22 protein-coding genes and 1 other annotated feature are annotated in these 23744 nt (G+C 54.4%); all 22 genes read left to right on the top strand.

Features of this window, described 5'->3' with window-relative positions:
* Positions 1 to 223 precede the first annotated feature (223 nt).
* The 22 genes from hemB to F556_RS0105300 all read left to right on the top strand — a co-directional run bounded on the left by hemB (position 224) and on the right by F556_RS0105300 (position 23737).
* Positions 224 to 1210 carry a porphobilinogen synthase gene (gene hemB / locus F556_RS0105405; RefSeq protein WP_020615890.1) on the top strand — a complete coding sequence of 329 codons (987 nt, stop codon included), beginning with the start codon at positions 224 to 226 and terminating at the stop codon, positions 1208 to 1210.
* A 49-nt stretch (positions 1211 to 1259) separates the two neighbouring features.
* Positions 1260 to 2561, top strand: coding sequence for a glutamate-1-semialdehyde 2,1-aminomutase (hemL, locus tag F556_RS0105400; protein ID WP_020615889.1), 1302 nt, complete (start codon positions 1260 to 1262; stop codon positions 2559 to 2561).
* Positions 2562 to 2568: 7 nt separating this feature from the next.
* The gene (locus F556_RS0105395) at positions 2569 to 3510 is read left to right on the top strand and encodes an RluA family pseudouridine synthase (RefSeq protein ID WP_026297124.1); all 942 of its coding nucleotides are present in this window, start codon (positions 2569 to 2571) and stop codon (positions 3508 to 3510) included.
* A gap of 89 nt (positions 3511 to 3599) precedes the next feature.
* Positions 3600 to 4952, top strand: a complete 1353-nt coding sequence (locus F556_RS0105390) for a LysM peptidoglycan-binding domain-containing protein (protein ID WP_020615887.1) — start codon at positions 3600 to 3602, stop codon at positions 4950 to 4952.
* Positions 4953 to 5356: 404 nt separating this feature from the next.
* A complete protein-coding gene (locus F556_RS0105385) occupies positions 5357 to 8023 on the top strand; it encodes a valine--tRNA ligase (protein ID WP_020615886.1) in 2667 nt (888 codons plus the stop codon).
* Between the two features lie 33 nt (positions 8024 to 8056).
* Positions 8057 to 9403 carry a bifunctional folylpolyglutamate synthase/dihydrofolate synthase gene (locus tag F556_RS0105380; protein WP_245583015.1) on the top strand — a complete coding sequence of 449 codons (1347 nt, stop codon included), beginning with the start codon at positions 8057 to 8059 and terminating at the stop codon, positions 9401 to 9403.
* 7 nt (positions 9404 to 9410) lie between these two features.
* Positions 9411 to 10817 carry a UDP-N-acetylmuramate--L-alanine ligase gene (gene murC, locus F556_RS0105375; RefSeq protein ID WP_020615884.1) on the top strand — a complete coding sequence of 469 codons (1407 nt, stop codon included), beginning with the start codon at positions 9411 to 9413 and terminating at the stop codon, positions 10815 to 10817.
* A gap of 126 nt (positions 10818 to 10943) precedes the next feature.
* Positions 10944 to 12275 carry an SPOR domain-containing protein gene (locus tag F556_RS0105370; protein WP_020615883.1) on the top strand — a complete coding sequence of 444 codons (1332 nt, stop codon included), beginning with the start codon at positions 10944 to 10946 and terminating at the stop codon, positions 12273 to 12275.
* A gap of 59 nt (positions 12276 to 12334) precedes the next feature.
* On the top strand, positions 12335 to 12577 hold the full coding sequence (locus F556_RS0105365) for a DUF4321 domain-containing protein (RefSeq protein ID WP_026297123.1): 243 nt from the start codon (positions 12335 to 12337) through the stop codon (positions 12575 to 12577).
* 21 nt (positions 12578 to 12598) lie between these two features.
* On the top strand, positions 12599 to 13225 hold the full coding sequence (locus F556_RS0105360) for a Maf family protein (RefSeq protein ID WP_020615881.1): 627 nt from the start codon (positions 12599 to 12601) through the stop codon (positions 13223 to 13225).
* Between the two features lie 105 nt (positions 13226 to 13330).
* Positions 13331 to 13999, top strand: a complete 669-nt coding sequence (gene radC, locus F556_RS0105355; RefSeq protein ID WP_281167886.1) for a RadC family protein — start codon at positions 13331 to 13333, stop codon at positions 13997 to 13999.
* 61 nt (positions 14000 to 14060) lie between these two features.
* Positions 14061 to 15095 carry a rod shape-determining protein gene (locus tag F556_RS0105350; protein ID WP_020615879.1) on the top strand — a complete coding sequence of 345 codons (1035 nt, stop codon included), beginning with the start codon at positions 14061 to 14063 and terminating at the stop codon, positions 15093 to 15095.
* A gap of 41 nt (positions 15096 to 15136) precedes the next feature.
* Entirely contained in the window at positions 15137 to 16021 is an 885-nt protein-coding gene (mreC, locus tag F556_RS0105345) for a rod shape-determining protein MreC (RefSeq protein WP_020615878.1), read from the top strand.
* Positions 16018 to 16542, top strand: coding sequence for a rod shape-determining protein MreD (mreD, locus tag F556_RS0105340; RefSeq protein WP_020615877.1), 525 nt, complete (start codon positions 16018 to 16020; stop codon positions 16540 to 16542). Before mreC ends, mreD begins: the two co-directional genes overlap by 4 nt.
* A gap of 37 nt (positions 16543 to 16579) precedes the next feature.
* On the top strand, positions 16580 to 17272 hold the full coding sequence (gene minC / locus F556_RS0105335) for a septum site-determining protein MinC (protein ID WP_051108666.1): 693 nt from the start codon (positions 16580 to 16582) through the stop codon (positions 17270 to 17272).
* A 3-nt stretch (positions 17273 to 17275) separates the two neighbouring features.
* Entirely contained in the window at positions 17276 to 18067 is a 792-nt protein-coding gene (minD, locus tag F556_RS0105330; protein ID WP_020615875.1) for a septum site-determining protein MinD, read from the top strand.
* A gap of 6 nt (positions 18068 to 18073) precedes the next feature.
* Entirely contained in the window at positions 18074 to 19225 is a 1152-nt protein-coding gene (locus tag F556_RS0105325; protein WP_020615874.1) for an FtsW/RodA/SpoVE family cell cycle protein, read from the top strand.
* 546 nt (positions 19226 to 19771) lie between these two features.
* The gene (locus F556_RS0105320) at positions 19772 to 20686 is read left to right on the top strand and encodes a M23 family metallopeptidase (protein ID WP_020615873.1); all 915 of its coding nucleotides are present in this window, start codon (positions 19772 to 19774) and stop codon (positions 20684 to 20686) included.
* A complete protein-coding gene (locus F556_RS0105315) occupies positions 20679 to 21560 on the top strand; it encodes a M50 family metallopeptidase (protein ID WP_245583014.1) in 882 nt (293 codons plus the stop codon). Before F556_RS0105320 ends, F556_RS0105315 begins: the two co-directional genes overlap by 8 nt.
* A gap of 70 nt (positions 21561 to 21630) precedes the next feature.
* Positions 21631 to 22899: an Rne/Rng family ribonuclease gene (locus tag F556_RS0105310; protein ID WP_020615871.1), complete on the top strand. Its 1269-nt coding sequence runs from the start codon at positions 21631 to 21633 to the stop codon at positions 22897 to 22899.
* A 79-nt stretch (positions 22900 to 22978) separates the two neighbouring features.
* Positions 22979 to 23064: a sequence feature (ribosomal protein L21 leader region), on the top strand.
* A gap of 14 nt (positions 23065 to 23078) precedes the next feature.
* A complete protein-coding gene (gene rplU / locus F556_RS0105305) occupies positions 23079 to 23390 on the top strand; it encodes a 50S ribosomal protein L21 (protein WP_020615870.1) in 312 nt (103 codons plus the stop codon).
* 11 nt (positions 23391 to 23401) lie between these two features.
* Positions 23402 to 23737 (top strand): ribosomal-processing cysteine protease Prp, encoded by a 336-nt coding sequence (locus F556_RS0105300; RefSeq protein ID WP_020615869.1) that lies wholly within the window; start codon positions 23402 to 23404, stop codon positions 23735 to 23737.
* Positions 23738 to 23744 lie beyond the last annotated feature (7 nt).

Below are 23744 nucleotides of genomic sequence, written 5' to 3'. Positions count from 1 at the left end.
ATTACTGGTGTGAACGGACGGAGTGTACGGAATTGTGCTGGAGAAGAGCCTATGCTTTCGAAGCCGCTTTCTTGCAGAAAGCGTTGAAGCGCTCGCCTTTGTCCCCGGATTTCTCCCCTGATAAGGGGTTAGAAATTCTAGAAATCTGGGGACAACAGCGATCGGAAGCACGATCCGTTCCACGGAGTTCGGTTCACACCTACCCAACGAGAGGGGATGCCAAATGAGTTTTCCAACAGTCAGACATCGCCGGTTGCGAGGCAGCGGCGCGTTGCGAGCGATGGTCAGAGAGAATACGCTAGCCGTCGACGATTTCATCTATCCGATTTTTGTGACGACAGGAGAAGGCGTGAAGGCAGAAATCTCATCTATGCCTGGTGTGTATCATTATTCGCTGGATAATCTGGATGAGGAAATCCGTGAGGTTGCGGAGCTGGGCATCAAAGCCGTCCTGCTGTTCGGTGTCCCCGATCATAAGGATGCAGAAGGAACTTCCGCCTACGATGCGAATGGCATTGTGCAGCAGGCGACCCGCCGCGTGAAAGCGTTGGTGCCGGAGCTGATTGTCATTGCGGATACGTGTCTTTGCCAGTTTACGGATCACGGCCACTGCGGCGTCGTCCGCCAGTTGGATTCGGGAGAGGCCACCGTGGATAATGATGCTTCGCTGGACTTGCTGGTTCGCACAGCCATCTCGCAAGCCGAAGCCGGGGCCGATATTATCGCACCCTCCAACATGATGGACGGTTTCGTGCATGCGATTCGAGCCGGTCTGGACGAGGCAGGCTATGAAGCGATTCCGATCCTGTCCTATTCCGTCAAATACGCATCCGCCTTCTATGGTCCATTCCGCGATGCGGCACATTCCACACCTCAGTTTGGAGACCGCAAGACCTATCAGATGGACCCGGCCAACAGCCGCGAAGCCATGAGGGAGGCGGAGTCCGATGTGCTGGAAGGGGCCGACATGCTGATGGTCAAGCCGGCTCTCGCCTATCTGGATATCATCCGGGCGCTCAAAGAGAATTTCGATCTGCCGGTCGTGGCCTACAATGTGAGCGCCGAGTATTCGATGATCAAGGCTGGAGCAGCTAACGGTTGGCTAGACGAACGTGCGATTGTGCTGGAGACATTGCTCGGCATGAAGCGGGCCGGAGCTGATCTCATCATCACTTATTTTGCCAAGGATGCGGCTCGCTGGCTCAACTAGTTAGAATCGTTTCTGAGCAACACCAATACGACAGACAGGTGGGATTCCGATGAGCAACAACCAAGCAGGACTTTCGGACGCGCGCTCGCGCGAAGCCTTCGCACGTGCCAAGCAATCGATACCTGGTGGGGTCAACTCTCCAGTACGCGCGTTCAAATCGGTAGGGCTAACGCCTCGTTTTATCGAGCGCGGTGAAGGCAGCCGAATTACGGATATCGATGGCAATCGCTATATCGACTATGTGCTCTCCTGGGGGCCGCTGATCATGGGCCATGCCCATCCCGAAGTGGTCGAAGCGATCAAGCAGGCAGCTGAGAAGGGAACCAGCTTCGGAGCGCCGACAGAACTGGAAACCGCGATGGCCGAGCTTGTCACAGAGCGTATGCCTTCGGTTGAAGTTGTGCGGATGGTCAACTCGGGTACGGAAGCGACAATGAGTGCGCTCCGCTTGGCACGCGGCTATACCAAGCGTACCAAAATTCTGAAGTTTGAAGGTTCGTATCATGGCCATGCCGACAGCTTGCTGATTAAAGCGGGCTCCGGTGTTGCTACCCTGGGGCTGCCGGACAGCCCAGGTGTGCCGGATAGCGTCGCCACCCATACTTTGACCGTGCCTTATAACGATTTGGACTCGGTTAGGCTTGCCTTTGAACGCTTTGGCGAAGAAATCGCATGCATCATTGTGGAGCCGGTTGCCGGCAACATGGGTGTCGTGCCGCCGCTGCCTGGCTTCCTGCAAGGTCTGCGCGATATTACGGAGCAATATGGCAGCCTGCTGATTTTTGATGAAGTCATGACAGGGTTCCGGGTGCACTATCATAGTGCCCAAGGTCTGTACGGCATTTCGCCGGATCTGACCTGCATGGGCAAGGTGATTGGCGGCGGACTGCCGGTAGGTGCTTACGGTGGCAAGCGTGAAATTATGGAACAGATGGCACCAGCCGGTCCTATCTACCAGGCGGGCACGCTGTCGGGCAACCCGCTGGCCATGGCTGCAGGCTATACCACCTTGCAACTGATGACCAAGGAGCGTTATGAGGCAGTGGAACGGCTGGCCGTGAAGCTCCAACGGGGGTTGGAGGCGAATGCAGAGAAGCATGGCATTCCTACGACGATTAACCGGGTCGGTTCGATGATCTGTCCGTTTTTCACGGATACGCATGTCATCAACTATGAGACAGCCAAGCTGTCTGATCTTGAACGGTTCAAAACTTACTTCGCCGGTATGCTGCAAGCGGGCATCAGCATTGCGCCATCCCAATACGAGGGAATGTTCCTCTCTGGGGTGCACACCGAGTCGGATATCGAACAGACGATTGCAGCGCATGATCGTGTGCTTGCGAGCCTATAGGGTCTAGATGAATGAATGGATCATTGCACGTCGCGCTGCACAGCGCATAGGGGAGTGGCTGGAGATGCCGCTCCCTTTTGTGCTGGAAGGTGAAAGGCCCCGTCACCCTCATGAAGCACGACGTCTCCTATTGGAAGCCAGCGGTTTGCCGGCCAAGTGGATTAATCGTCTGTTTTCCACGGGCGGCATTGCAGTGTCGGAGCATGGCATCCGGCTGCATGCCTTTCCTGCGATGGATCTAAAGAGCCATCCCTTGTATAGGCTTGCGCGCGATGCATCCGTGTCCGTACCGGATATTTTGTTCGAGGATGACCATAGTCTCGTGTTTAACAAGCCTGCGGGCATGGCTGTTCATCCGTCCCGCCCCGGCGAGGCAGGAACGTTAGACGAAGCAGCGCTTCGGCATATGCTGCAGACCGGGCAACATACGTCAGTTCGTCATGTCCATCGACTGGATCAGGATACGTCAGGTCCTGTGCTGTACGCCAAAAATGACCTCGCACAATGGCAGCTGGATGAAGCGCTGCGCCGCAAAACGATGGGCCGTATTTATCTGGCTGTAGCCACAGGCCGTATAAAGCAAGAGCGGGGGACGCTGGATTGGCCAATCGGCAAAGACCGGCATCATCCGGCCCGTCGCAGAGTTTCGCCTGGTGGCGACCCGGCGATCACCCATTACGAAGTGTTGGAGCGATGCCGGGCTGCGACGCTGGTCCGGGTACAGCTGGAAACCGGCCGAACGCATCAGATTCGTGTTCATCTTGGTCACCTTGGCCACCCGTTGGTCGGTGATGGTCTCTATGGCGGTTCGACAGCCCGGTTAGCCCATCAGGCACTTCATGGCGAGCAGCTTCGCTTTGAACATCCATGGACGTTGGATGCCGTTACGGTCGAGGCCGGGCGTCCTTCCTGGCTTGCCCCGCTGTGGCAGGAGCTCCAGAGCCTCTGAAATTTCATAGGCATGCGCGTCCTCTTAATCCCATATAGATAGATAGTGAATGATGCGATAGAGCATACACACTGAAGGGAGGATGAAGCGTGCTGGATCCCAACCAAGGTTTGCGTTTTGATGTCTATGAGCGCGTACACTTGTCCGATGAGGTCGCGGCCATCGATGAGCTGGAAGAAATCGAACTAACCCCTCATATTGAAATTATTGATCAGGAGGAGCAGGTGCTGCTGCGGGGCAATTTGCTGTTGAGCGGGCTCTACAACTCACAGCAGGCAGGTGGTACGCAGTTGCTCGAATACTGGATTCCGGTCGAGATTACCTTACCCATGAACCGGGTTCACCGATTGGAGGACCTTGCCGTCGATATCGATAATTTCGATGTCGATCTGCTCTCCGCGCGTACGCTTAGCATTACGGGGGTCTTGTCTTTACGGGGAATTCTGGGGGAGGAGCAGTCGGCCTACACCGAGTGGGAGCCAGCGGAAGAACCCTTTACCGTCGTGCATCGCGCTCAGCAGCAACCGGAGGAAGAGCAGCCGCAGGCTGATCCCGTGCCACGAGCTACAGACGGTCAATCCCGTCCGTATGCACCGCCAGAGAGCCCGCTGCATGCTGTACCAGAGCCGGCAGCCAAGCGGACACGCCCACAGCCCGGCGGACCGCCTAGTGAGTCGCCACAGCCGCCCAGAGCGGTCTCTGAGGCGACTGCAATTCCTGAGCCTGCCCGCATCAGTGAACCGATTCCGGTAGCGGAACCGTCAGCGGAGCCGCCACAAGCAGCAGCTGCCCGGCCAGCCAAGGCGGAGACACCGCCCAAGGCCGCAGAACCTGCCGCAGCCAAGGGAGCTGACCCGCAACCGGCTCCACAATCAGCTCCAGTGCTTTCCCAGGCTCCGGAGCCTGACATCCAGCCTGTATCATGGACCAGCTTTGCGGAGGCGGACGAGCGTGAGAAGGTCTTGTCGCCTCTGCAGGAGCCAGCTGCTATCGAGGCGGCTGAACCCGAGGACGTGCCTGACCCACTGCCGGAGCCACTGGCTGCTGTACAGCCGGAAGAAGCATTGCCGGCCAAGCAGGAGATGAAGATCGCCTTTTCGGGCAAACGACCGGAAAGCGCCGAGTCGGAGAGCGGAATTGGCCTCAAGAGCCTGCTCTCCTCCAGCCGCAAAGAACAGGAGTCAAGACCGGCTGCGGAAGAAGAAGTGCCAGAGCCGGCTGCGTCAGCCTCTAACGGTGACGAGGTGGAGTGGAAACGTCTCTTCCTCAGTAATGCAGGAGAAGAGACCGAGTTCCGGAGAATCCGGATGTGTATCGTCCAGCGAGAGGAAACGCTCGAAGAAATCGCTGAACGGTATCAGCTGGGATCGCGTGAAATCGTGCTCTACAACCGTCTGCCGGACCACAGTGTGTCCGAGGGCCAGGTGCTTCACATCCCTTAATGGCGCCTGGGGTTCCGATTGCAATCTGCTGCTTCCATATTGACTCCGATGCGCAAGAGGGTTATCATAGAAGGTGTGCTGCGTGCACATCTTCATATGATAATAACAACCTTGAAGGGGAATGTTTGCAGTGAAGCCTTCAGAGAGTGGAACTGTCTGCGCTGTGAGGTTCTGCAGGAAGTAGCTGTGAGCCCGTCGCCCCGGAGTTGCCTGTACCATGCGTTTGCTAATACAGGCCGGTAGCAGCCGTTATCTGTTTGAGTGTCGTAGTGATTTTGTGCTGCGAAACAAAGGTGGTACCACGGAAGCTTAAGCCTTTCGTCCTTTGAGGACGAAAGGCTTTTTTGTAATTCTAGCGATGAATAGGGTTCAGGTTGATTTTTGACTAATGGAGGGTTCTGTAAATGTCTGATGTTAAGGATAATGCAACCTTGGAAATGCCGACGACGTACGATCCGCAAGCGGCCGAGCAAAAATGGTATTCCTATTGGATGGAAGGCAAGTTCTTCGAGGCGGGTCAGCGTCCGGATGCACCGACGTATACCATCGTTATTCCGCCGCCCAATGTGACAGGCATGCTGCATATTGGCCATGCTCTGGACTTTACACTTCAGGACATCCTCGTACGTGTTAAGCGGATGCAGGGCTATGATGCCTTGTGGCTGCCAGGAAGTGACCATGCGGGAATCGCAACGCAGACCAAGGTAGAGCAAAAGCTGCGCGAGGAAGGCAAGTCCCGTTATGATCTGGGCCGCGAAGCTTTTTTGGAGCAGGTATGGGATTGGAAGGAGCATTACGCCGAAACTATCCGCGAACAGTGGGCAAAAATGGGCTTCTCGCTGGATTATTCCAGAGAGAGGTTTACGCTCGATGAAGGCCTTTCGCAAGCCGTAAAAGAGGTCTTTGTTCAGCTGTACCAAAAAGGCCTGATTTACCGAGGCAAAAAAATTATTAACTGGGATCCGACGGCCCGTACAGCGCTCTCCGATATTGAGGTCGAGCACAAGGAAGTGCAGGGTTACTTGTATCACCTGCAATATCCGCTTAAAGAGGGTGGCGGCACCCTTACTGTCGCAACGACAAGACCAGAGACCATGCTGGGAGATACTGCCGTTGCCGTACATCCAGAAGATGAGCGTTACCGCCATTTGATCGGTCAGATGCTGGTGCTGCCAGTGATTGGCCGTGAGATTCCGATTATCGCCGACGAATACGTGGATCGTGAATTCGGCAGTGGTGCGGTAAAAATCACACCTGCTCACGACCCCAATGACTTTGAAATGGGCTTGCGTCACGACCTGCCGCAAATCATTGTGATGGATGAGTCCGGCACGATGAACGAAGAGGCTGGCCCGTACCAGGGACTGGACCGTGCCGAATGCCGCAAGCGAATCGTCAAGGATCTTCAGGATCAAGGCGTGTGCGTCCGGATTGAGGATCATGTCCACCAGGTCGGCCACAGTGAGCGCAGCGGCGCGGTTGTCGAACCGTACCTGTCCACCCAGTGGTTCGTGGATATGAAGCCGCTGGCTGAGCGGGCCATCAAGGTACAGAAATCCGGCGATGGCGTCAATTTCGTACCTGAGCGCTTTGACAAAGTGTATCTGCAATGGATTGAAAACGTACGAGATTGGTGTATCTCGCGCCAGCTCTGGTGGGGACACCGCATTCCGGCCTGGTACTGCGAGGATTGTGGAGAGATTCATGTGGCCCAAGAGGCGGTTGTGACATGCGCCGCTTGCGGGTCAGCTTCGCTTAGCCAGGACGAGGATGTGCTTGATACGTGGTTCAGCTCGGCTTTGTGGCCGTTCTCCACGCTCGGCTGGCCTGCAGACACCAAGGATATGCAGCGTTATTACCCGACCAGCGTCCTGGTGACGGGATACGATATTATTTACTTCTGGGTCGCCCGGATGATTTTTACGGCGCTCGAGTTTACCGACTCCATTCCGTTCAAGGACGTGCTGATGCATGGGCTTGTGCGCGATGCAGACGGCCGCAAGATGTCCAAGTCGCTGGGCAATGGCGTTGATCCGCTGGAGGTCATTGAGAAGTACGGGGCAGATGCGATGCGCTATATGATTTCCACCAGCAGCACGCCGGGGCAGGATTTGCGCTTCCGGTGGGAACGGGTAGAGCAAGCCCGTAACTTTGCCAACAAAATCTGGAATGCTTCCCGTTTTGCGCTGATGAACCTTGAAGGCGTGAATGTGGAAGATATCCGGCTTGACGGCAAGCTCGGGACGGCTGACCGCTGGATCTTGCATCGTCTCAATGAAACCTCGCGGGACGTTACCCGTCTCATTGATAGTTACGAGTTTGGGGAAACAGGCCGACTGCTGTATAACTTTATCTGGGATGATCTGTGCGATTGGTACATCGAATTTGCCAAGCTCAGCCTTTATGGTACAGACGCAGAAGCCAAGCAAGCGACCCAGTCGGTACTGGCCTATGTTCTGGACCGGACACAGCGTTTGATTCACCCGTTTATGCCGTTTATAAGCGAGGAAATATGGCAACACTTGCCGCATAAAGGGGATACCATCACACTGGCGGAATGGCCGACATACGAGGCTGCGCTGGAAGCTCCGGAATCTGTGGAGGAGATGGGTCTCTTGATGGAAGTCATTCGGGCCGTCCGCAACATCCGGGCTGAGGTTAATGTCCCCATGAGTAAAAAAATCGAGCTCCTGCTCAAACCATCCAATGAAAAAGCCGAGGCGATTTTGCATCGCAACGAAGATTATATTATCCGCTTCTGCGGAACGTCATCTCTGAAGATTGACAGATCGCAGAACGCGCCGGACAAAGCGATGACAGCGATTGTTACAGGTGTGGAGCTGTACCTGCCGCTGGCGGGTCTGCTGGACATTGAGCAGGAAATTGCGCGACTGAACAAGGAGATCGACCATTTGAACAAAGAGGTCGAGCGGGTCGAGAAGAAGCTGGGCAATCCGGGCTTCGTTGCCAAGGCGCCTGCCAAGGTGATTGAAGAGGAACGAGCCAAGATGGATGATTATGCAACCAAACGCGACAAAGTGCTGGCGAGAATCGCCGAGCTCCGCGGTTAGAGCAGAAAGAAGGCGAAACCTATGCGGGATAAAATGACAGTCGAATCGCCATTTACAACCTATGAAGAAGCCCGGGACTGGATTGAATCGCTGGTTCCCTTCGGCATCCGTCCAGGCCTTGACCGAATCCGGCTGCTGCTGGAGAAGTTCGGCAACCCGGAACGCCGATTAAAGTTCGTACATGTGGCCGGCACCAACGGCAAAGGTTCAGTATGTGCCTATTTAACCAACGTGCTTGTCAAGGCCGGGTATGATGTTGGGACGTATACCTCCCCATATATCACATCGTTTACGAACCGTATGCAATACAACGGGAATGACATGGAGACATCTGTGCTGGTGGAGCTTGTAAACGAGGTGCATCCGCATGTCGAAGCCATGGCCAACTCGGAGCTTGGTTCTCCGACGATGTTTGAAGTGTCTACATTGTTGGCTATTCTGTACTATGCCAAGCGGACCTACCCGGATTTTGTCATCTGGGAGACCGGGCTTGGTGGGCGCCTCGATGTCACCAATGTGGTCACGCCGCTGGTGTCGATCATTACCAATGTGGGGCACGACCATATGGATATTCTCGGAGATAATCTGGAATCGATTGCCCGTGAGAAGGCGGGGATTATCAAGCCCGGAGTACCGGTCGTTGCCAGTGTATCGCAGCCTGAGGTGATAGCGGTTGTGAGAGAAGCAGCCAAAGCGGCCAAAAGCACGCTTTATTTGCTCGGGGAACAATTCCGCGAGCGGCAGCTCTCTACCCGCCAGGACGAGCAGGTCTTCGGCTTTGAGGGTCTGCTGCGTTCCATTGAACCGCTAACCATTACGATGAATGGACGCCATCAAGTGACCAATGCAGCGGTAGCTGTCATGGCACTGGAGGTACTGCGGCAATATTATGCCGTCATCATTGACGAAGAGGATTTGCAGGCGGGTTTGAAGGATACGGCATGGGCCGGCCGGCTTGAGATGGTCCAGCAGCAGCCACCGCTGCTGCTGGACGGTGCTCACAATCCGGAGGGAGCGGCGGCTCTCGCTGATGCACTGAAAGATACGTATACGTACGAGAAGCTGCATGTCATGCTGGGGATGCTTGCGAATAAGAATCATCGGGAGACACTTCGGCATATACTGCCACTAGTGGATTCACTGATCGTGACCGAGCCCGATTTTCGCAAAAAAATGACAGCTCAGGCACTCTCTGAGTTGATCGCAGAGGAAGGCTTTGCTGGCGAGGTGATCGTGGAGCCGGATTGGCGACATGGGCTCGATCTACTGCAAGCGAGAACGGGTCCGAAGGACCTCGCCGTCGTTACTGGCACGCTCTATCTGATTGCCGATGTACGTTCCCGTTTGCTAGACCATTTGGATTCTGAAAAAGGTTGGTGAATCGCTTTTGAATACAGCAGAACATGTGCATTTCATTGGCATCGGTGGTTACGGGATGAGCGCCATCGCCAGAGTCATGCTGGAGATGGGATATACAGTAACCGGCTCGGATGTGGCTCGCGCGGAGCTCTCGGAGAAGCTGGCTGCCAAGGGAGCGCGAATTTATCTGGGACACCAGGCGGAGCACGTGCAAGGCGCGGACCTGGTCGTTTACTCGACTGCGCTGTCTCGTGACAATGTGGAGCGGCGTGCGGCAGAGGATCAGCAGATCCCGATTCTGCACCGCGCACAAATGCTGGCGCGCCTGATGAACGCCGGCAAAGGCATCGCTGTGGCGGGTGCCCATGGCAAGACAACAACCTCATCGATGATTGCGCTTGTCATGGAAATCTGCAAGCTCGACCCGACCTACATCATTGGTGGAGAGGTCGTCAATATGGGGACCAACGCCAAGGCTGGCAAAGGGGAGTACGTGGTGGCCGAAGCGGACGAGAGCGATGGCTCTTTTCTGCAGTATCATCCGCAGTTGGCGATTATTACCAACATCGAAGCGGATCACCTCGAAAATTACGATAGCGATTTTAATAAATTGAAGGCGGCTTATGTTACCTTCCTGTCCCAGGTGAAACAGGGAGGCAAAGCGTTCCTCTGCGCGGATGATGACAACATCCAGGAGATGCTGTCTGCCCTGCAGGCGGAAGGTAGTGCAGTTGTTGAAGGCGAACTGGTTACTTATGGCATTGACCGTGACGCCGATTATCGGGCAGAGCAGATCGAGCTTGGCGACCGGAAAGCCAGCTTTGATGTGGTGTATGCAGGAGAATCGCTCGGCAGGGTCGAGATTTCCGTTCCCGGCAGACATAATGTTTATAATGCGCTGGCTACGATTGTCACATGTCTGGCAGCAGGCTTGTCATTTGACCAGATCGCTGCTGCGATTCGCCAATTCCGTGGCGCGAAGCGCCGGTTCCAGGTGCTTGGAGAAGTAGACGAAATGCTGGTCATTGATGACTACGCCCATCACCCGACCGAGATCCAGGCAACGATTAGTGCGGCCAAGTCGACAGGCAAACGGATTGTAGCCGTCTTTCAGCCTCAACGCTATACACGGACGTTTTTTCTGTTCGATCAGTTTAGTCGGGCATTCTCGGAAGCAGATGAGGTCATTATCACCGACATTTATTCACCTGCGGGCGAGCAGCAGATCGAAGGGATCAGCTCAGGCAAGCTGGTGGAAATGATCAAGACCAACAGCAACCCGAATACCAGATACATCCCTACCAAAGAAGAGGTGCAATCCGTTTTGGCAGGTGAAGTCAAGCCGGGAGACCTGGTGATCACCATGGGCGCAGGCGACATTTGGAAAGCTGCCGAGCATCTGGCAGAGCATTTGAGAGACCGCGCCCGGTCTTGATGCATGAGAGCCCTCGGCAGCTTGCTGCCGAGGGCTCTACGCTCTCGTGCTTTGCAAAGGATGTCATATTCGCACAGCTTGTTTCATAGAGTAGCAATAGACGATATGGGACAAGGAGCGATTGCGATGAGCCAGAAAGCCCGAATTACGTACCGTTTTGACAATCCACCTCCCAAGCCCGTCCGGCCTTTGAAGGAACGGGATGGTATAACGCGCGCCTCCAGCGTGCCGCAGCGGGAGATACTGCCCCGTCCGGTGATACAAGCCGTTGATCCAGTAGCCGTTCATACCAACGGCAAGGAAGAAGAGAAGACGCAGGTTCCTCTGCAGGAACAGCTCACATTTACGCGAGAGCAGGATTTGCCGCCGTGGGTCAGCCCTTTCCAAGATGATGCCTTTGCATTGGAGCGGCTGATTCGGGAATCGGACCCCCTTGCGAATCGCTATACATCGAACGAAATCAAAGGGGAACAGCGTCAGGAGGCGGGACACCAGCCCTATATTGAGCTGGGAGAGCGGGAGGTTGCGCCACGAGTGGTCCCAGCACTGCCGCAGAATGAGCGGGAGCACATGCAGCGGCTGGAACAGCCGGTCATCCGGCGTCATCCGGTCGGACCTTCTTGGCTCAAGGTATTCGCCTCGGTTGCCGGAGCGATTGCCACCGGTGCCTTGTTCGGCTATATGGTGTTATCCCTGTTCTCTGGAGAGACAGTTCCCCCTGTCAACAATTCAGAGGTACCTGCAGCCGCCACGAGTCAAGGAAACATCGCCCCGGAGCTGCAGCCGGATGGAGCGGCTGTCGAGCTGCCTCCAGTCAACGAGGATGCCTTGACAGCTGTGTCTGTGGCTGGTAGTACTTATTATATGCTGCAGTATGGCGTGTTCAGCAATGAAGAGGGCATGCTTGCTGCACTTGGCGAGCTGCGGCAAAAAGGGCTGGCAGCGGCCTCCTCGAAAACCGATGGCTATCGGGTATTCGCAGGTATGGGGACGAACCGCAACAGTGCGGTCTTGCTAAGTGAACAACTGGGCAATTCGGAGGTATATCTGAAGGAAATAACAGTACCAGAAGTGTCCCGGCTTCCCTTTTTAGGAGATGCCCGCGAAGCGGAGCAATTTTTTGAACAGACGGGTGACTTGATACGTCTATTTAATGAGTTAACCCTAACTCTGTTATCTCAGGAGCAGCCTGAACGTCTGCAGGAACGCGATGTCCAGGTGTGGAGAACGTCCCATCAGCAATGGACCGCCTCCGCTGCGGCCATTGCGAAGGCATGGGATGACTCGGCTAAGGGGCCGGCTGAATTACTGGTTACCCAGCTTCAGACTGCAGCCGTATCTATGGAGGAATATGACAAGCATCCGTCTCGGGCTCATCTGTGGACGGCGCAAACTGCGCTGATGGAAGCTGTAATTATCCAGAAGGAATGGCTTGCGCAAATCGACGCATTGTCATAGGACGGCTTCCAACGTATAATAGGAACCAGGTGTCTAAACCTGACGAAGGACGTTGGATGATGAAGAAAAATACGATCGTGCTGCTATTGTTCACATGGCTTGGGTTGCTTGCCGGCACGCTGGCAGCGAGATGGCTTGCAACTGTACCGGGAATGGAAGTGCTCTCCCGTTCGGTCGAGGCCAGGTGGTCGCCTGCAGCCGATCTGATTGTGTTCAGCTTTGACTTAAACGTACATATTCAGTTGAGCCTGCTGAGCATTATCGGTGCTGTGGCGGCAATCTGGATTTACCGCAGATTATAACCAAGAGGGAGAAGGATTGCCGTGCCTGGCCAAGCAAGATCATCCGAGCTGAAGATCAATCAGCTCGTACTGGCTTCCGCTTCGCCGCGGAGACGGGAGCTGCTGGAGCAGCTCGCCCTCTCATTGCCGGTCAAGATTATGCCAACGGATACCGATGAATCGACGCCAACGCACTGGCAGCCTGCCGAGATTGTAGAGCAGCTCTCGCTCCGCAAAGCGCGGGCGGCGCTGCATGCTGCAGGAGACCAAGCGGCGGATTCTCTTATTATCGGTGCAGACACCATTGTCGTCATGGACGGAATGGTATTGGGCAAGCCGCAGGATGTCGAGGACGCAAGGCGTACCTTAACTCGTCTCCAGGGCGGCTTGCATGAAGTCTACAGCGGGATCACACTGCTGCATGCCAGCAGCGGCGAACCGTTAGTGCGCCACCGCATGACTAAAGTACACATGAAACCGCTCGATGCCCGTCGGATCGAGCGGTATGTTGCTTCCGGCGAGCCTATGGACAAAGCTGGAAGTTATGGCATCCAAGGCTTGGGAGCAACACTAATTGAAGGCATCGACGGCTGTTATTTTAATGTAGTAGGCATGTCGCTGACGCTGCTGTCGGACATGCTCTCTGAGTATGGTGTCGAGTCCGTGTGACTGTCGTACCCGTACAGACCTGTATTGATGGTGCAAGACGTTATCGTATTGCCCCTACTTTATAGGGAAGGCTGGATACTCGACATGGAGATGGCTGGATATGGGATGAGAGATGTCCCAAGTGAAGAGCGACCTAGGGAACGCATGATGGAGTTTGGGGCTGAAGCACTCAGTCATACCGAATTGCTTGCTATTTTGCTCCGTACAGGGACGCGAAGTGAATCGGCCGTACATTTGGCAGGACGAATTCTGCAGAGCTGCGGTTCACTGGGCGGGCTGGTTGACATGAGTATGGAGGAGCTAACCGCAATTCGCGGGATTGGTCCCGCCAAGGCTGTCCAGCTGCGCGCTGGTATCGAACTGGGGCGGCGACTGTCCCGCGCTGGCCGCGAAGAACGTCTCACCGTTCGCAGACCACAGGATGCGGCGGACTACTTAATGGAGCAGCTGCGGTATCTGAAGAAGGAGCATTTTATCTGCTTGTTTCTCAATACCAAGAATCAGCTCATCGCGCAAGAAACCTTGTCGGTGGGTACGCTTAACGCTTCGCTTGTCCACCCCAGGGAAGTGTTTCGGGCCGCAATCAAGTGCAGCAGCGCTTCGCTGATCTGCGTCCACAATCATCCAAGCGGCGATCCTACGCCCAGTCCCGAGGATGTCTCTCTGACGAGAAGACTGGTTGAAGCCGGTGAATTAGTCGGCATAGATGTATTGGATCATCTGGTGATCGGTGAACAGTCTTTCGTAAGTTTGAAGGAGCGGGGACTTATGTAATATAATAAAGTGCGAGTTTAACCTCCAGTAAGGGGTTGCTATGAAGAAAGGGAGATCAGACATGTTTGGTGGCTTCACAAAGGATCTGGGGATCGACCTGGGAACTGCGAATACGCTCGTATTCGTCAAAGGAAAAGGCATTGTCGTCAGAGAACCATCTGTGGTTGCTCTGCGTACCGATACAAAAACAATTGAGGCCGTTGGCGAGCAAGCCAAAAAGATGATCGGCAGAACGCCAGGCAACATTCGGGCCATCCGGCCGATGAAGGACGGCGTCATTGCGGATTTTGAAACGACGGCAACGATGATCAAATACTTTATCAAGCAAGCGCAGAAGGAACGTTCCATGTTCCCGCGTCATCCCAATGTCATGGTGTGCGTACCTTCCGGTATTACTGCTGTTGAGAAGCGGGCGGTTGAGGATGCAACCAAACAGGCAGGAGCAAGAGAAGCCTATACCATTGAAGAGCCGTTCGCGGCAGCGATCGGAGCGGATCTCCCCGTGTGGGAACCAACCGGCAGTATGGTCGTTGATATCGGTGGCGGTACAACGGAAGTGGCCGTTATCTCGCTTGGCGGAATTGTAACGAGCCGCTCCATCCGAATTGCTGGCGATGAGATGGATGAAGCAATCATCCAGTACATTAAGCGGATGTACAATCTGATGATAGGCGAGCGTACGTCGGAGCAGCTGAAGATGGACCTGGGCTCCGCCCTGACATCGGACAAGCAGGAAACGATGGAGATTCGCGGCCGCGATCTGGTCTCCGGGTTGCCGAAGACTCTCACTGTAACAGCGGATGAGATTACAGAAGCATTGACTGACACAGTCAATTCTATCGTTGATGCGGTCAAGGTCACACTGGAAAAATGTCCGCCTGAGCTGTCTGCTGATATTATGGACCGCGGCATTGTACTGACTGGCGGTGGAGCGCTGCTGCGAAATCTGGACAAGCTGTTGGCCCGCGAGACCGGCATGCCAGTCATCGTCTCCGAGCATCCGCTAGATTGTGTAGCGATCGGTACGGGACGAGCGCTTGACAACATTCATCTGTTCAAAGCCAAGGGTGGCGCGTCGTCGCGTTCCAAGCGATAGAATCATCATCCGGAGGGGGAGATGGATGAGCATGCGAGCGGGTGATCGGACTGTTTAAAATGATGCGCAATAAGCGGTTGTTCATACTTCTAATCGGGTTAATTCTGTTTATTGCGGTCATGGGCTTCTCGCTCAGTGACCGCAAGGATTTGACCTGGCCAGAGAAGTTCTTGAATGATACGGTAGGTTATGTACAGCAATGGTTTTACAAGCCCGCAGGTTATATAGCGGGCTTGTTCGAAGATATCCGTTCCATGCGGGAGCTGCACGAGGAGAATGAGCGGCTTCGTATGACAGTAGCCAGCTATGCGCGTGACAAGATCAGGTACAATGCACTTGAGCAGAAGAACGCGGAACTGCAAGAAAAACTGAATTTTACGGAAGAACAGAAAAACCGCAATAATTATACGTACATGATTGCCCAGGTCGTCTCTGTAAGCCCGGATGCCTACAATAAGACAATGAAAATCAACTTGGGCTCGCGTCATGGGGTAAAAGAGAATATGGCGGTAGTAACTGAGCACGGGCTGATTGGTTTGATCAGCAGTGTGTCACCGTTCACGTCCAATGTGATGCCGATCACGGAGCTCGACGGTCAATCCGCCAATGCCAAGTGGATCTCCGCAACCGTGGAAGGCAATGAAGAAGCCTCATTCGGAATTATTGAAAGCTACAATATTGAGAACGGTCAATTGCTGATGACCAAGATTGCCGAAGAGGACCCGCTCAAAGAGGGGGATGTCGTTGTAACCTCTGGCAAGGGCGAGGTGTTTCCTGTCGGCATCGTCATCGGTACGGTAACATCTGAACAGGTGGGCGATTTTGGCTTGACCCGCACGGCTTTTATCGATCCGGCTGCCCAATTCGACAAGCTCTCTGAGGTATTGGTCGTCAAGGTTCCGGATGCCGAGGGAGATGCTGAATGAGGAAGCGCTGGGTGATTCTGATCATGCTGCTTCTATTCATTGTTGAAGGGACCATCATGCCCTGGCTGATCCCGATAGATTGGATCGGCAGGATTGTGCCACAATTCACGTTTATTTTTGTGCTGTATGCCGCCCTCTACGCCGGGAGGCATACAGCTTTGCTACTGGGAATCAGCTTCGGTCTTCTCCAGGATCTTGTGTTCTACGGCCATTTAATTGGTGTGCATTCGTTTGCAATGGGCTTGTGCGGCTACCTGGTTGGCTTGCTGCTGGCGTTCAAGCGCATCCCGATGCTGACGGTGCTCTCCATTATTGGGATGGCTTGCCTCCTGTATGACTCGGTGATTTACGGGATTTACCGTGTGTTCCGCATCACGCAAGACGCGTATGTTGTGGCACTAATGAACCACATTATGCCCAGTTTGTTCCTCCAATTGGCATTTGCGCTCGCCTTTTACATACCCGTGCGGCGCTGGTTTTCCGGCTATAGTCAAAAAAAACAGCTGGACGACGCAGTTTGAATCGGATGCAGGCAGGATTTGCGCCTGTCGATAAAGAATGGTACAAGGTGGAGGTGGGACTCAGGTGACCGACAAGCAGCATATTACCATCAAAGGCGTCAAGGAGGGACTTGTATTCCTGCTTGACGATGCTTGCGATTTTTCGGCGCTGCTTGAGGAATTGCGGTATAAGCTTGAGAAATCCCACCAGCAGGTGTTGACGGGACCGCTCATTCATGTTCATGTAAAACTCGGCGCACGTCTGTGCAGTGAAGAGCAAAAAGAAGCGATTCTGGATATCATTCGCAATCAGGGCAATCTGCTCGTGCAGTCGATTGAGGCGGAGAAGCTAAAAGAGCTGGAACCGGAAACGGATTCCGGAAATTTGAAGCTGATGACAGGCGTCATTCGATCCGGCCAGACAGTTGTGCATGATGGCAATCTTCTCTTGATCGGCGATGTCAATCCCGGCGGCACGCTTCGCTGCTCGGGAGATATCTATGTGCTGGGCGCGCTGCGGGGCATGGCCCATGCGGGGGAACTGGGAAGAGAAGACGCGATTATCGCTGCTTCGCTCCTGAGGCCGACCCAGCTAAGGATCGCCGAGGTCATCAGCAGACCGCCGGATGAATGGGTAAGCACGGATGCTGCGATGGAGTTCGCTTATTTGCATGAAGCACAAATGCAGATTGACAAGATCTCGCAGCTGTACCGTTTTCGTAAAGATCCGATTGTGTTCAAAGGAGTGTAAGACATGGGAGAAGCGATCGTGGTAACATCGGGTAAGGGCGGTGTCGGCAAGACGACCACCTCGGCTAATCTGGGAACGGCGCTTGCCCTGACCGGCAAAAAGGTGTGCATGGTTGATACCGATATCGGCCTGCGTAATCTTGACGTGGTGATGGGACTGGAGAACCGGATCATCTATGATCTGGTCGATGTCGCTGAGGGACGCTGTCGCTTGAACCAGGCTCTGGTCAAGGATAAACGCTTCGATGAACTGTATATGCTGCCCGCTGCCCAGACCAAGGACAAGCACGATGTCACGCCGGAGCAGGTCAGGGATATTGTGCTGGAGCTCAAGAAAGACTATGATTACGTCATCATTGATTGCCCGGCCGGAATCGAGCAGGGCTTCCGAAATGCTGTGGCCGGGGCAGACCGTGCCATTGTTATCACGACGCCTGAGAATGCAGCCGTACGTGATGCGGATCGGGTGATTGGTCTGCTGGAGCAGTCCCAGCTGACCGCCAAGCTGGTCATTAACCGGATTCGTCCGGGCATGATCAAGTCAGGTGAAATGCTTGATATCGATGAGATTTGCCAAGTACTGGCGGTTGATCTACTGGGCATTGTACCGGACGACGAAAAGGTTATTAAAGCAGCTAATACTGGAGAACCGACCGTTATGGACCCTTCTTCACGTGCTGCCATCGCCTATCGCAACATTGCAAGACGCATATTGGGGGATATGGTTCCGCTTATGCCGCTGGATGAGAAGAGCGGTGTGTTCAAGCGGTTCCGCAGGTTCCTTGGAATAGGATGATTGCACGTGCATTTACTAAGTAAACTTAAAAAACTGGACTGGGGCATTTTGCTGCTGTTGGGGCTGTTCGCGGTCATCAGCTTTATGGCCGTCCGAAGCGCAACCTTCAACGATCCGGGCTTTAATAATTTCGAGTTCAAACAGTTAAATTACTTTATCGCGGGCTTTGCTGTCATTATTGTGTCCGTGTTTTTTGACTATCGAATACTGCTTAGGTTCTGGTATGTGCCTTACGTCATCGGCCTGCTCTTGCTGGTAGCGGTCATGTTCACCGAGCCCATTAACGGTGCACGCAGCTGGTTCGTCATTGGCGGATTTCAGCTGCAGCCTGCCGAGCTGGTGAAGCTGACCATTATTATGGCAATCGCGGTCATTATGAACCGCCGCCAGGGCGAGACGCTGCAGTTAACCCAGGATATTATTCCAATCTTCATCGTCTCGTTCGTACCCTTCCTGCTGGTTATGATTCAGCCGGACCTCGGCAATGCCATCATCTATGTAGCGATCGTGCTCGGGATGCTGTGGATTGGCAATGTCAAATACCTGCATGTGTTGATCAGCATAGTCATTGTAGTGGGCAGTGTTATGGCGTTCTCGACGTTGTTTAATACTTTCAATGACGAGATCAAAGGATATTTGAGTGAAAAGAACCGGCTGCACTGGTATCAGCGCATCAACACGTTCGTCAACCCTGAGCAAGCATCCAGCGACGAGCGCTATCAGTTGGAGCGGGCTATGATCGCCATCGGCTCCGGCGGCTTGACTGGCGATGGATATATGCAGGGCGATTCCAAGAACGGCCGATTTGTCCCGTATCCGTACTCGGACTCCATCTTTGTCGTGATTGGCGAGGAGTTCGGCTTCCAGGGCTCGGCGGTGCTGCTGCTCCTTTACTTCTTCCTTATCTACAGGATGATCATCATTGCCTTTCAGTGCTATGATCGGCGCGGTTCATTTATCATCATTGGAATCGTGTCGATGTTTGTATTTCAGATCTTCGAGAATATCGGGATGATGATCGGTATCATGCCGATTACAGGGATTACGCTGCCCTTTGTAAGTTACGGGGGGACCTCGCTGCTGCTCAATATGCTGTGTATCGGTCTTGTGTTCAGTATAAGAGCGCATCAGGAAAAGGAAAATCCAGAGCAAGCCTAGCAGCGTTATCTCGCAGCCTCTCCGTCATGGAGAGGCTGTTTGTGTAATTTTGGCTCTAGCGCTTTGTCCGTCAGAGCAGAGGAGGGTGGTTGTCCAGTCGCCGACCTACTGCTAAGGTATCACCTACCCTACGCGTCCCCGCTGCGCTCCCGGCTAACGGCCATATATACGCTTATTTGCCCTGAAAAGGTAGCTAATTATTTCTAACGGCCATATATGCGCCTATTGTGGCCAAACAGACCGCTGGAACCTCGAAAACCCTCCAATAACTGCGCTGGTGGCCGTTAGAATTCAAAGTGATTCGATTTGGGCGAAATAGCGGCTCTGGCGGCCGTTAGCACGTTCCAACTGGGGACAGCAATTAATCGACACGCTTGCAACAGAGCCGTAGAACCGATAAACCTGTTACAACTACCCCAATTATGCCGCTAACGTCATGTGGCAAGCAATTCTTGAATCATAAACAAGCCCTCTTCTTCATACCTATAAGCATTATGCACGGCCGGGCTCACCGCTCCGGACGCGGCAGCCTTGGAGGGATGACGGATGGATACAAAAGATACTGTGCGGCAGCGCAGACAAGAGAGAATCCGCCAGTTAACGAGCGGCGGGGACAAGCCCGCGAGCCTCACGCCTGAACGCTCGGTACCCGCTCTGATGAGGGAGACTGTACCAACAGCCCCAACAGCCCCAACACCCGTACAAAAATCAAAAGCCTCAGATGCTAAGGGCGAAGCTGATCCGGAGCTGCTATGGAAATCTCAGCCTAACCCCTGGAGGGGCTGGTCTGGCGGGACGGAGGATAGCGGAGGTGGCGATGCATCGCCGCCACACGACGGATCCGGTCAACTCGCCAAGGAGCTGAGGATTAAGATTCTGCTAAGCCTGGCGCTGTTTGGCTGTGGTTTTGGACTGTTTCAATTGGACATGCCTTGGGCGAAGACAGGTCAGAGTGTGGTTGTCGGTATGCTGACAACGGATATGGATTTCTCTGCGGCGGCGGCTTGGTATGATCGGACATTTGCAGGCTCGCCGGCCTTTATTCCCATTTTCGGTGAACGGGAGCAGACAGCCGAGCGAGCGCAGGCCGGTATCCGCAGTGCGGCCATCGCTCCCGTAAGCGCAGGGGTCATTGTGCGGGATTTTGCTGATATGGGGAGTGGCGTCGAAATTGCTGCTGTGTCTGGAGCCGAGGTGCGGGCCATTGAAACGGGGCGTATTCTTATTATTTCATCGGACTCGGCCCAAGGAGAGACAGTCATTATTCAGCATCCCAACCAGCGGTTGTCAGTGTACGGTCGACTCGATTCCGTCCAGATTGCGCAGCATGACTGGGTAGAAGCAGGCGGTGTGATCGGTCGTTTGAAGCCTGCAATAGAAGGCGGTCAGAGCCAGCTCTATTTTGCTGTGCGGGATCAGGACCGCTATGTCGATCCGGCAGATGTGGTTCCGTTTGACTAATCGTTGGTTCGGCATCCGATGGTCGATCCATCCCCTGTTTGTGATGGTCATGCTGGCATCTGTGGTGACGGGCTACTTTATTGAGCTGATGACGTTGTTTGCTATCGTGTTCGTCCATGAACTGGGACATGTCTTGGCGGCCAAGGGCTACGGCTGGAACGTCAAAGAAGTAAAGCTGCTCCCGTTCGGCGGTGTTGCGGAGGTTGAGGAACTGGATCACATGCCCGTAAGGCAGGAAATCGTGGTGACGCTGGCTGGCCCCTTGCAGAACGTGTGGATGGGCACCGCTGCCTGGGCGATGGGGGAGCTTGGATGGATGTCAGCGGCGTGGGCGGATCATTTAATCCAAGCCAACCTGATGATTGGCTTGTTCAACCTGCTGCCCATCCTTCCACTGGATGGAGGGCGGCTGCTGCAGGCGCTGATCAGCTGTCGGCTTCCCTACCATCGGACCCTGCTGTGGAGCGCGCGAATCAGCCTGATATTTAGCATTCTGATGATAGGGGCTGCGTTTGTACCGCTGGTGAGCGGCGGGGGGCTGCAAATGAATCTGCTGGTCATCGGTTTGTTCTTGATGATGACCAACTGGCATTACTATCGCAGTCTCTCCTTCCTGTTTATTCGCTTTCTGATGCGCCGCAACGAGAACGCGGAGCGCCGGTTGAGACTGGGTGAACCGGCCAAGCCAATCATCGTTAGCGGCAGCAGCTCCGTGATCGATATCTTAAGGCTGCTGCGCCGCAATCAGTATCATCTTATTTATGTTCAAGGCTCTGCGAGTGGGGAGCTGCTGATGCTGCCGGAGAGCCGCTTGGTTGACGGTTACCTGACGTATGGAAAGCCTGGGCGTGAAGTCCGGGAGCTTTTCAGGTAGAATAAGGCTGACGCCTGTTAGGAGCATACAGGCAATTCGGTCTCATGACCACGGGCAGGTGAGCGGCAGCATGAAACATATGCTGATTCATAAAAATAATGAGCTGACAGTGATTGTAGGATTAGAGGCTGGAGAAGTATCCCGATTGCAAACCGTGCGACCGCAAGGGAAACAAAGTGTCGGCAATATTTACAAAGGCCGGGTCGTCAATGTGCTTCCCGGAATGCAAGCCGCCTTTGTCGATATTGGCCAGGGCAAGAATGCGTTCCTGTACATTGACGAGCTGATGGCTCCGGCCGCCAGTGAACGAATGGTGGGCCGCAAACCTCCGATTACGGAGCTGGTCCGGGCCGGGGATCAGCTGCTGGTTCAGATCGTCAAGGAACCGATCGACGGGAAAGGGGCTCGGGTGTCCACGCAGATCTCCTTGACCGGACGTTCGGTTGTTTTTATGCCTCGCGCCGACTATGTGGGCGTGTCCAAGAAAATCGGCCCGGAACATGAACGCGCAAGGCTGCGTGCCGCAGGAGAAGAACTGAGGCAGCCGGGTGAGGGGCTGATCCTCCGTACGATGGCAGAGCATGCCTCTTATGAGGAGCTGCTGCAGGATGTCAACGCGCTCCGCCGGGGATGGGAAAACATATCCGAGGTATGGCAGCTCGCGGAAGCGCCCGCTTTGCTCTATGGCGGCGGAACACTGGCTGAGCGAATCGCTGACGAGCTTATGGAGCAGGAGCCGGACGAACTGTGGATTGATGACCTGGCCGGCTATGAGGCGGCGACGGTTATTCTGAGTCAGGCTGCACCGGAGCTGCTCCCGCGCCTTCGACTCTATGAGGGGGACGTGAATCTGCTTGAGAGCCGGGCGGTACCCGAGCAGCTCGAGCGTGCATTTGCGAGGCGTTCAAGGCTCAAGAGCGGCGGCGAGCTGGTGTGGGACCAGACGGAGGCGTTAACGGTCATTGATGTGAACACCGGCAAATTCGTCGGTTCTCATACGCTGGAGGATACGGTGTATCAAACCAATCTCGAAGCGGCCGAAGCGATTGCCCGGCTGCTGCGACTGCGTGACACCGGAGGCATTATTTTAATTGATTTTATTGATATGGAATTGGAGACGCACCGCAGTGCAGTCAGACAGCTGCTGGAGAGGGAACTGGCGAGAGACAAGACACAGAGCCATGTGCTGGGCTGGACAAGGCTGGGATTGATGGAGCTCACGCGCAAGAAGACGCGGGAGGATGCCGTGAGCCGACTGTACGATACATGCTCCGCCTGTCGCGGACGGGGCAAGCAGTATGTTGGTCTGTACGGTGTTCATGCCGGCTCCCGGGAATGATGGCAGCATAATCGTAATTAGGGTTGATTTCGAACTGGCAATATGATAGAATACTCCAGTGTGTCTAGTGTTAATGCTAGTCATGCTACAACCGCTCCGGTCGGGTTATGAAGCGCTGCGGCATCAGCCGTTGCCACCTTGCATCAGGCGAGTCTTAGACATGAGGAGGTGCACCATCCATGTACGCAATTATTGAGACAGGCGGCAAGCAGTACAAAGTTCAAGAAGGCGATGTGCTTTTCATCGAGAAACTGGACACAACTGCTGGCGACAGCATTACGTTTGATAAAGTATTGGCCGTATCCAATGGCGAAGGGCTCGTAACGGGCACGCCGCTGGTAGCAGGCGCAAGCGTCTCGGCAACTGTAGAGAAACACGGCAAAGGTCAGAAGATCGTCGTGTATAAATACAAACCGAAGAAAAACTATCGTCGTAAGCAAGGTCATCGTCAACCGTATTCGAAAGTTACCATCGGCAAGATTCAAGCTTAAGAGGATCGGCGATGATTCAAGTAACCTTCGTACGGCGGCAGGCTGACAACACGATTGCAGCCTTTACCATTGAGGGACATGCAAAGTATGCCCGGGCAGGCAAGGATATTGTCTGCGCTGGCGTATCGGCGGTATCGGTGGGAACGGTGAACAGTATTGAGGCTTTGGCCGGCGTAGTGCTTCCCGCTACGATGAAGAACGGTTGGCTGTCCTCGGACATCCCCTCTACCGGATCTCCGGAGAAGGACGCCCAGGTACAGCTGCTGCTCGAATCGATGCGAGTCATGCTGGACACCATACACCAATCGTACGGCAGATTTGTCGTGATACACGAACATCTGAGATAGAAGGAGG

It is taken from the genome of Paenibacillus daejeonensis DSM 15491 (genome assembly GCF_000378385.1).
Taxonomy (GTDB): domain Bacteria; phylum Bacillota; class Bacilli; order Paenibacillales; family Paenibacillaceae; genus Paenibacillus_D; species Paenibacillus_D daejeonensis.
The sequence above is the reverse complement of the archived record's forward strand: the minus strand, read 5'-3'. Positions and strand labels throughout refer to the sequence as shown.

Excerpts from the sequence above, each read along its gene's own strand:
- hemB (WP_020615890.1), top strand. The coding sequence starts at position 224 with ATGAGTTTTCCAACAGTCAGACATCGCCGGTTGCGAGGCAGCGGCGCG.
- hemL (WP_020615889.1), top strand. The coding sequence starts at position 1,260 with ATGAGCAACAACCAAGCAGGACTTTCGGACGCGCGCTCGCGCGAAGCC.
- F556_RS0105395 (WP_026297124.1), top strand. The coding sequence starts at position 2,569 with ATGAATGAATGGATCATTGCACGTCGCGCTGCACAGCGCATAGGGGAG.
- F556_RS0105385 (WP_020615886.1), top strand. The coding sequence starts at position 5,357 with ATGTCTGATGTTAAGGATAATGCAACCTTGGAAATGCCGACGACGTAC.
- F556_RS0105380 (WP_245583015.1), top strand. The coding sequence starts at position 8,057 with ATGACAGTCGAATCGCCATTTACAACCTATGAAGAAGCCCGGGACTGG.
- F556_RS0105370 (WP_020615883.1), top strand. The coding sequence starts at position 10,944 with ATGAGCCAGAAAGCCCGAATTACGTACCGTTTTGACAATCCACCTCCC.
- F556_RS0105365 (WP_026297123.1), top strand. The coding sequence starts at position 12,335 with ATGAAGAAAAATACGATCGTGCTGCTATTGTTCACATGGCTTGGGTTG.
- radC (WP_281167886.1), top strand. The coding sequence starts at position 13,331 with ATGAGAGATGTCCCAAGTGAAGAGCGACCTAGGGAACGCATGATGGAG.
- F556_RS0105350 (WP_020615879.1), top strand. The coding sequence starts at position 14,061 with ATGTTTGGTGGCTTCACAAAGGATCTGGGGATCGACCTGGGAACTGCG.
- mreD (WP_020615877.1), top strand. The coding sequence starts at position 16,018 with ATGAGGAAGCGCTGGGTGATTCTGATCATGCTGCTTCTATTCATTGTT.
- minC (WP_051108666.1), top strand. The coding sequence starts at position 16,580 with ATGGTACAAGGTGGAGGTGGGACTCAGGTGACCGACAAGCAGCATATT.
- minD (WP_020615875.1), top strand. The coding sequence starts at position 17,276 with ATGGGAGAAGCGATCGTGGTAACATCGGGTAAGGGCGGTGTCGGCAAG.
- F556_RS0105320 (WP_020615873.1), top strand. The coding sequence starts at position 19,772 with ATGGATACAAAAGATACTGTGCGGCAGCGCAGACAAGAGAGAATCCGC.
- F556_RS0105310 (WP_020615871.1), top strand. The coding sequence starts at position 21,631 with ATGAAACATATGCTGATTCATAAAAATAATGAGCTGACAGTGATTGTA.
- rplU (WP_020615870.1), top strand. The coding sequence starts at position 23,079 with ATGTACGCAATTATTGAGACAGGCGGCAAGCAGTACAAAGTTCAAGAA.
- F556_RS0105300 (WP_020615869.1), top strand. The coding sequence starts at position 23,402 with ATGATTCAAGTAACCTTCGTACGGCGGCAGGCTGACAACACGATTGCA.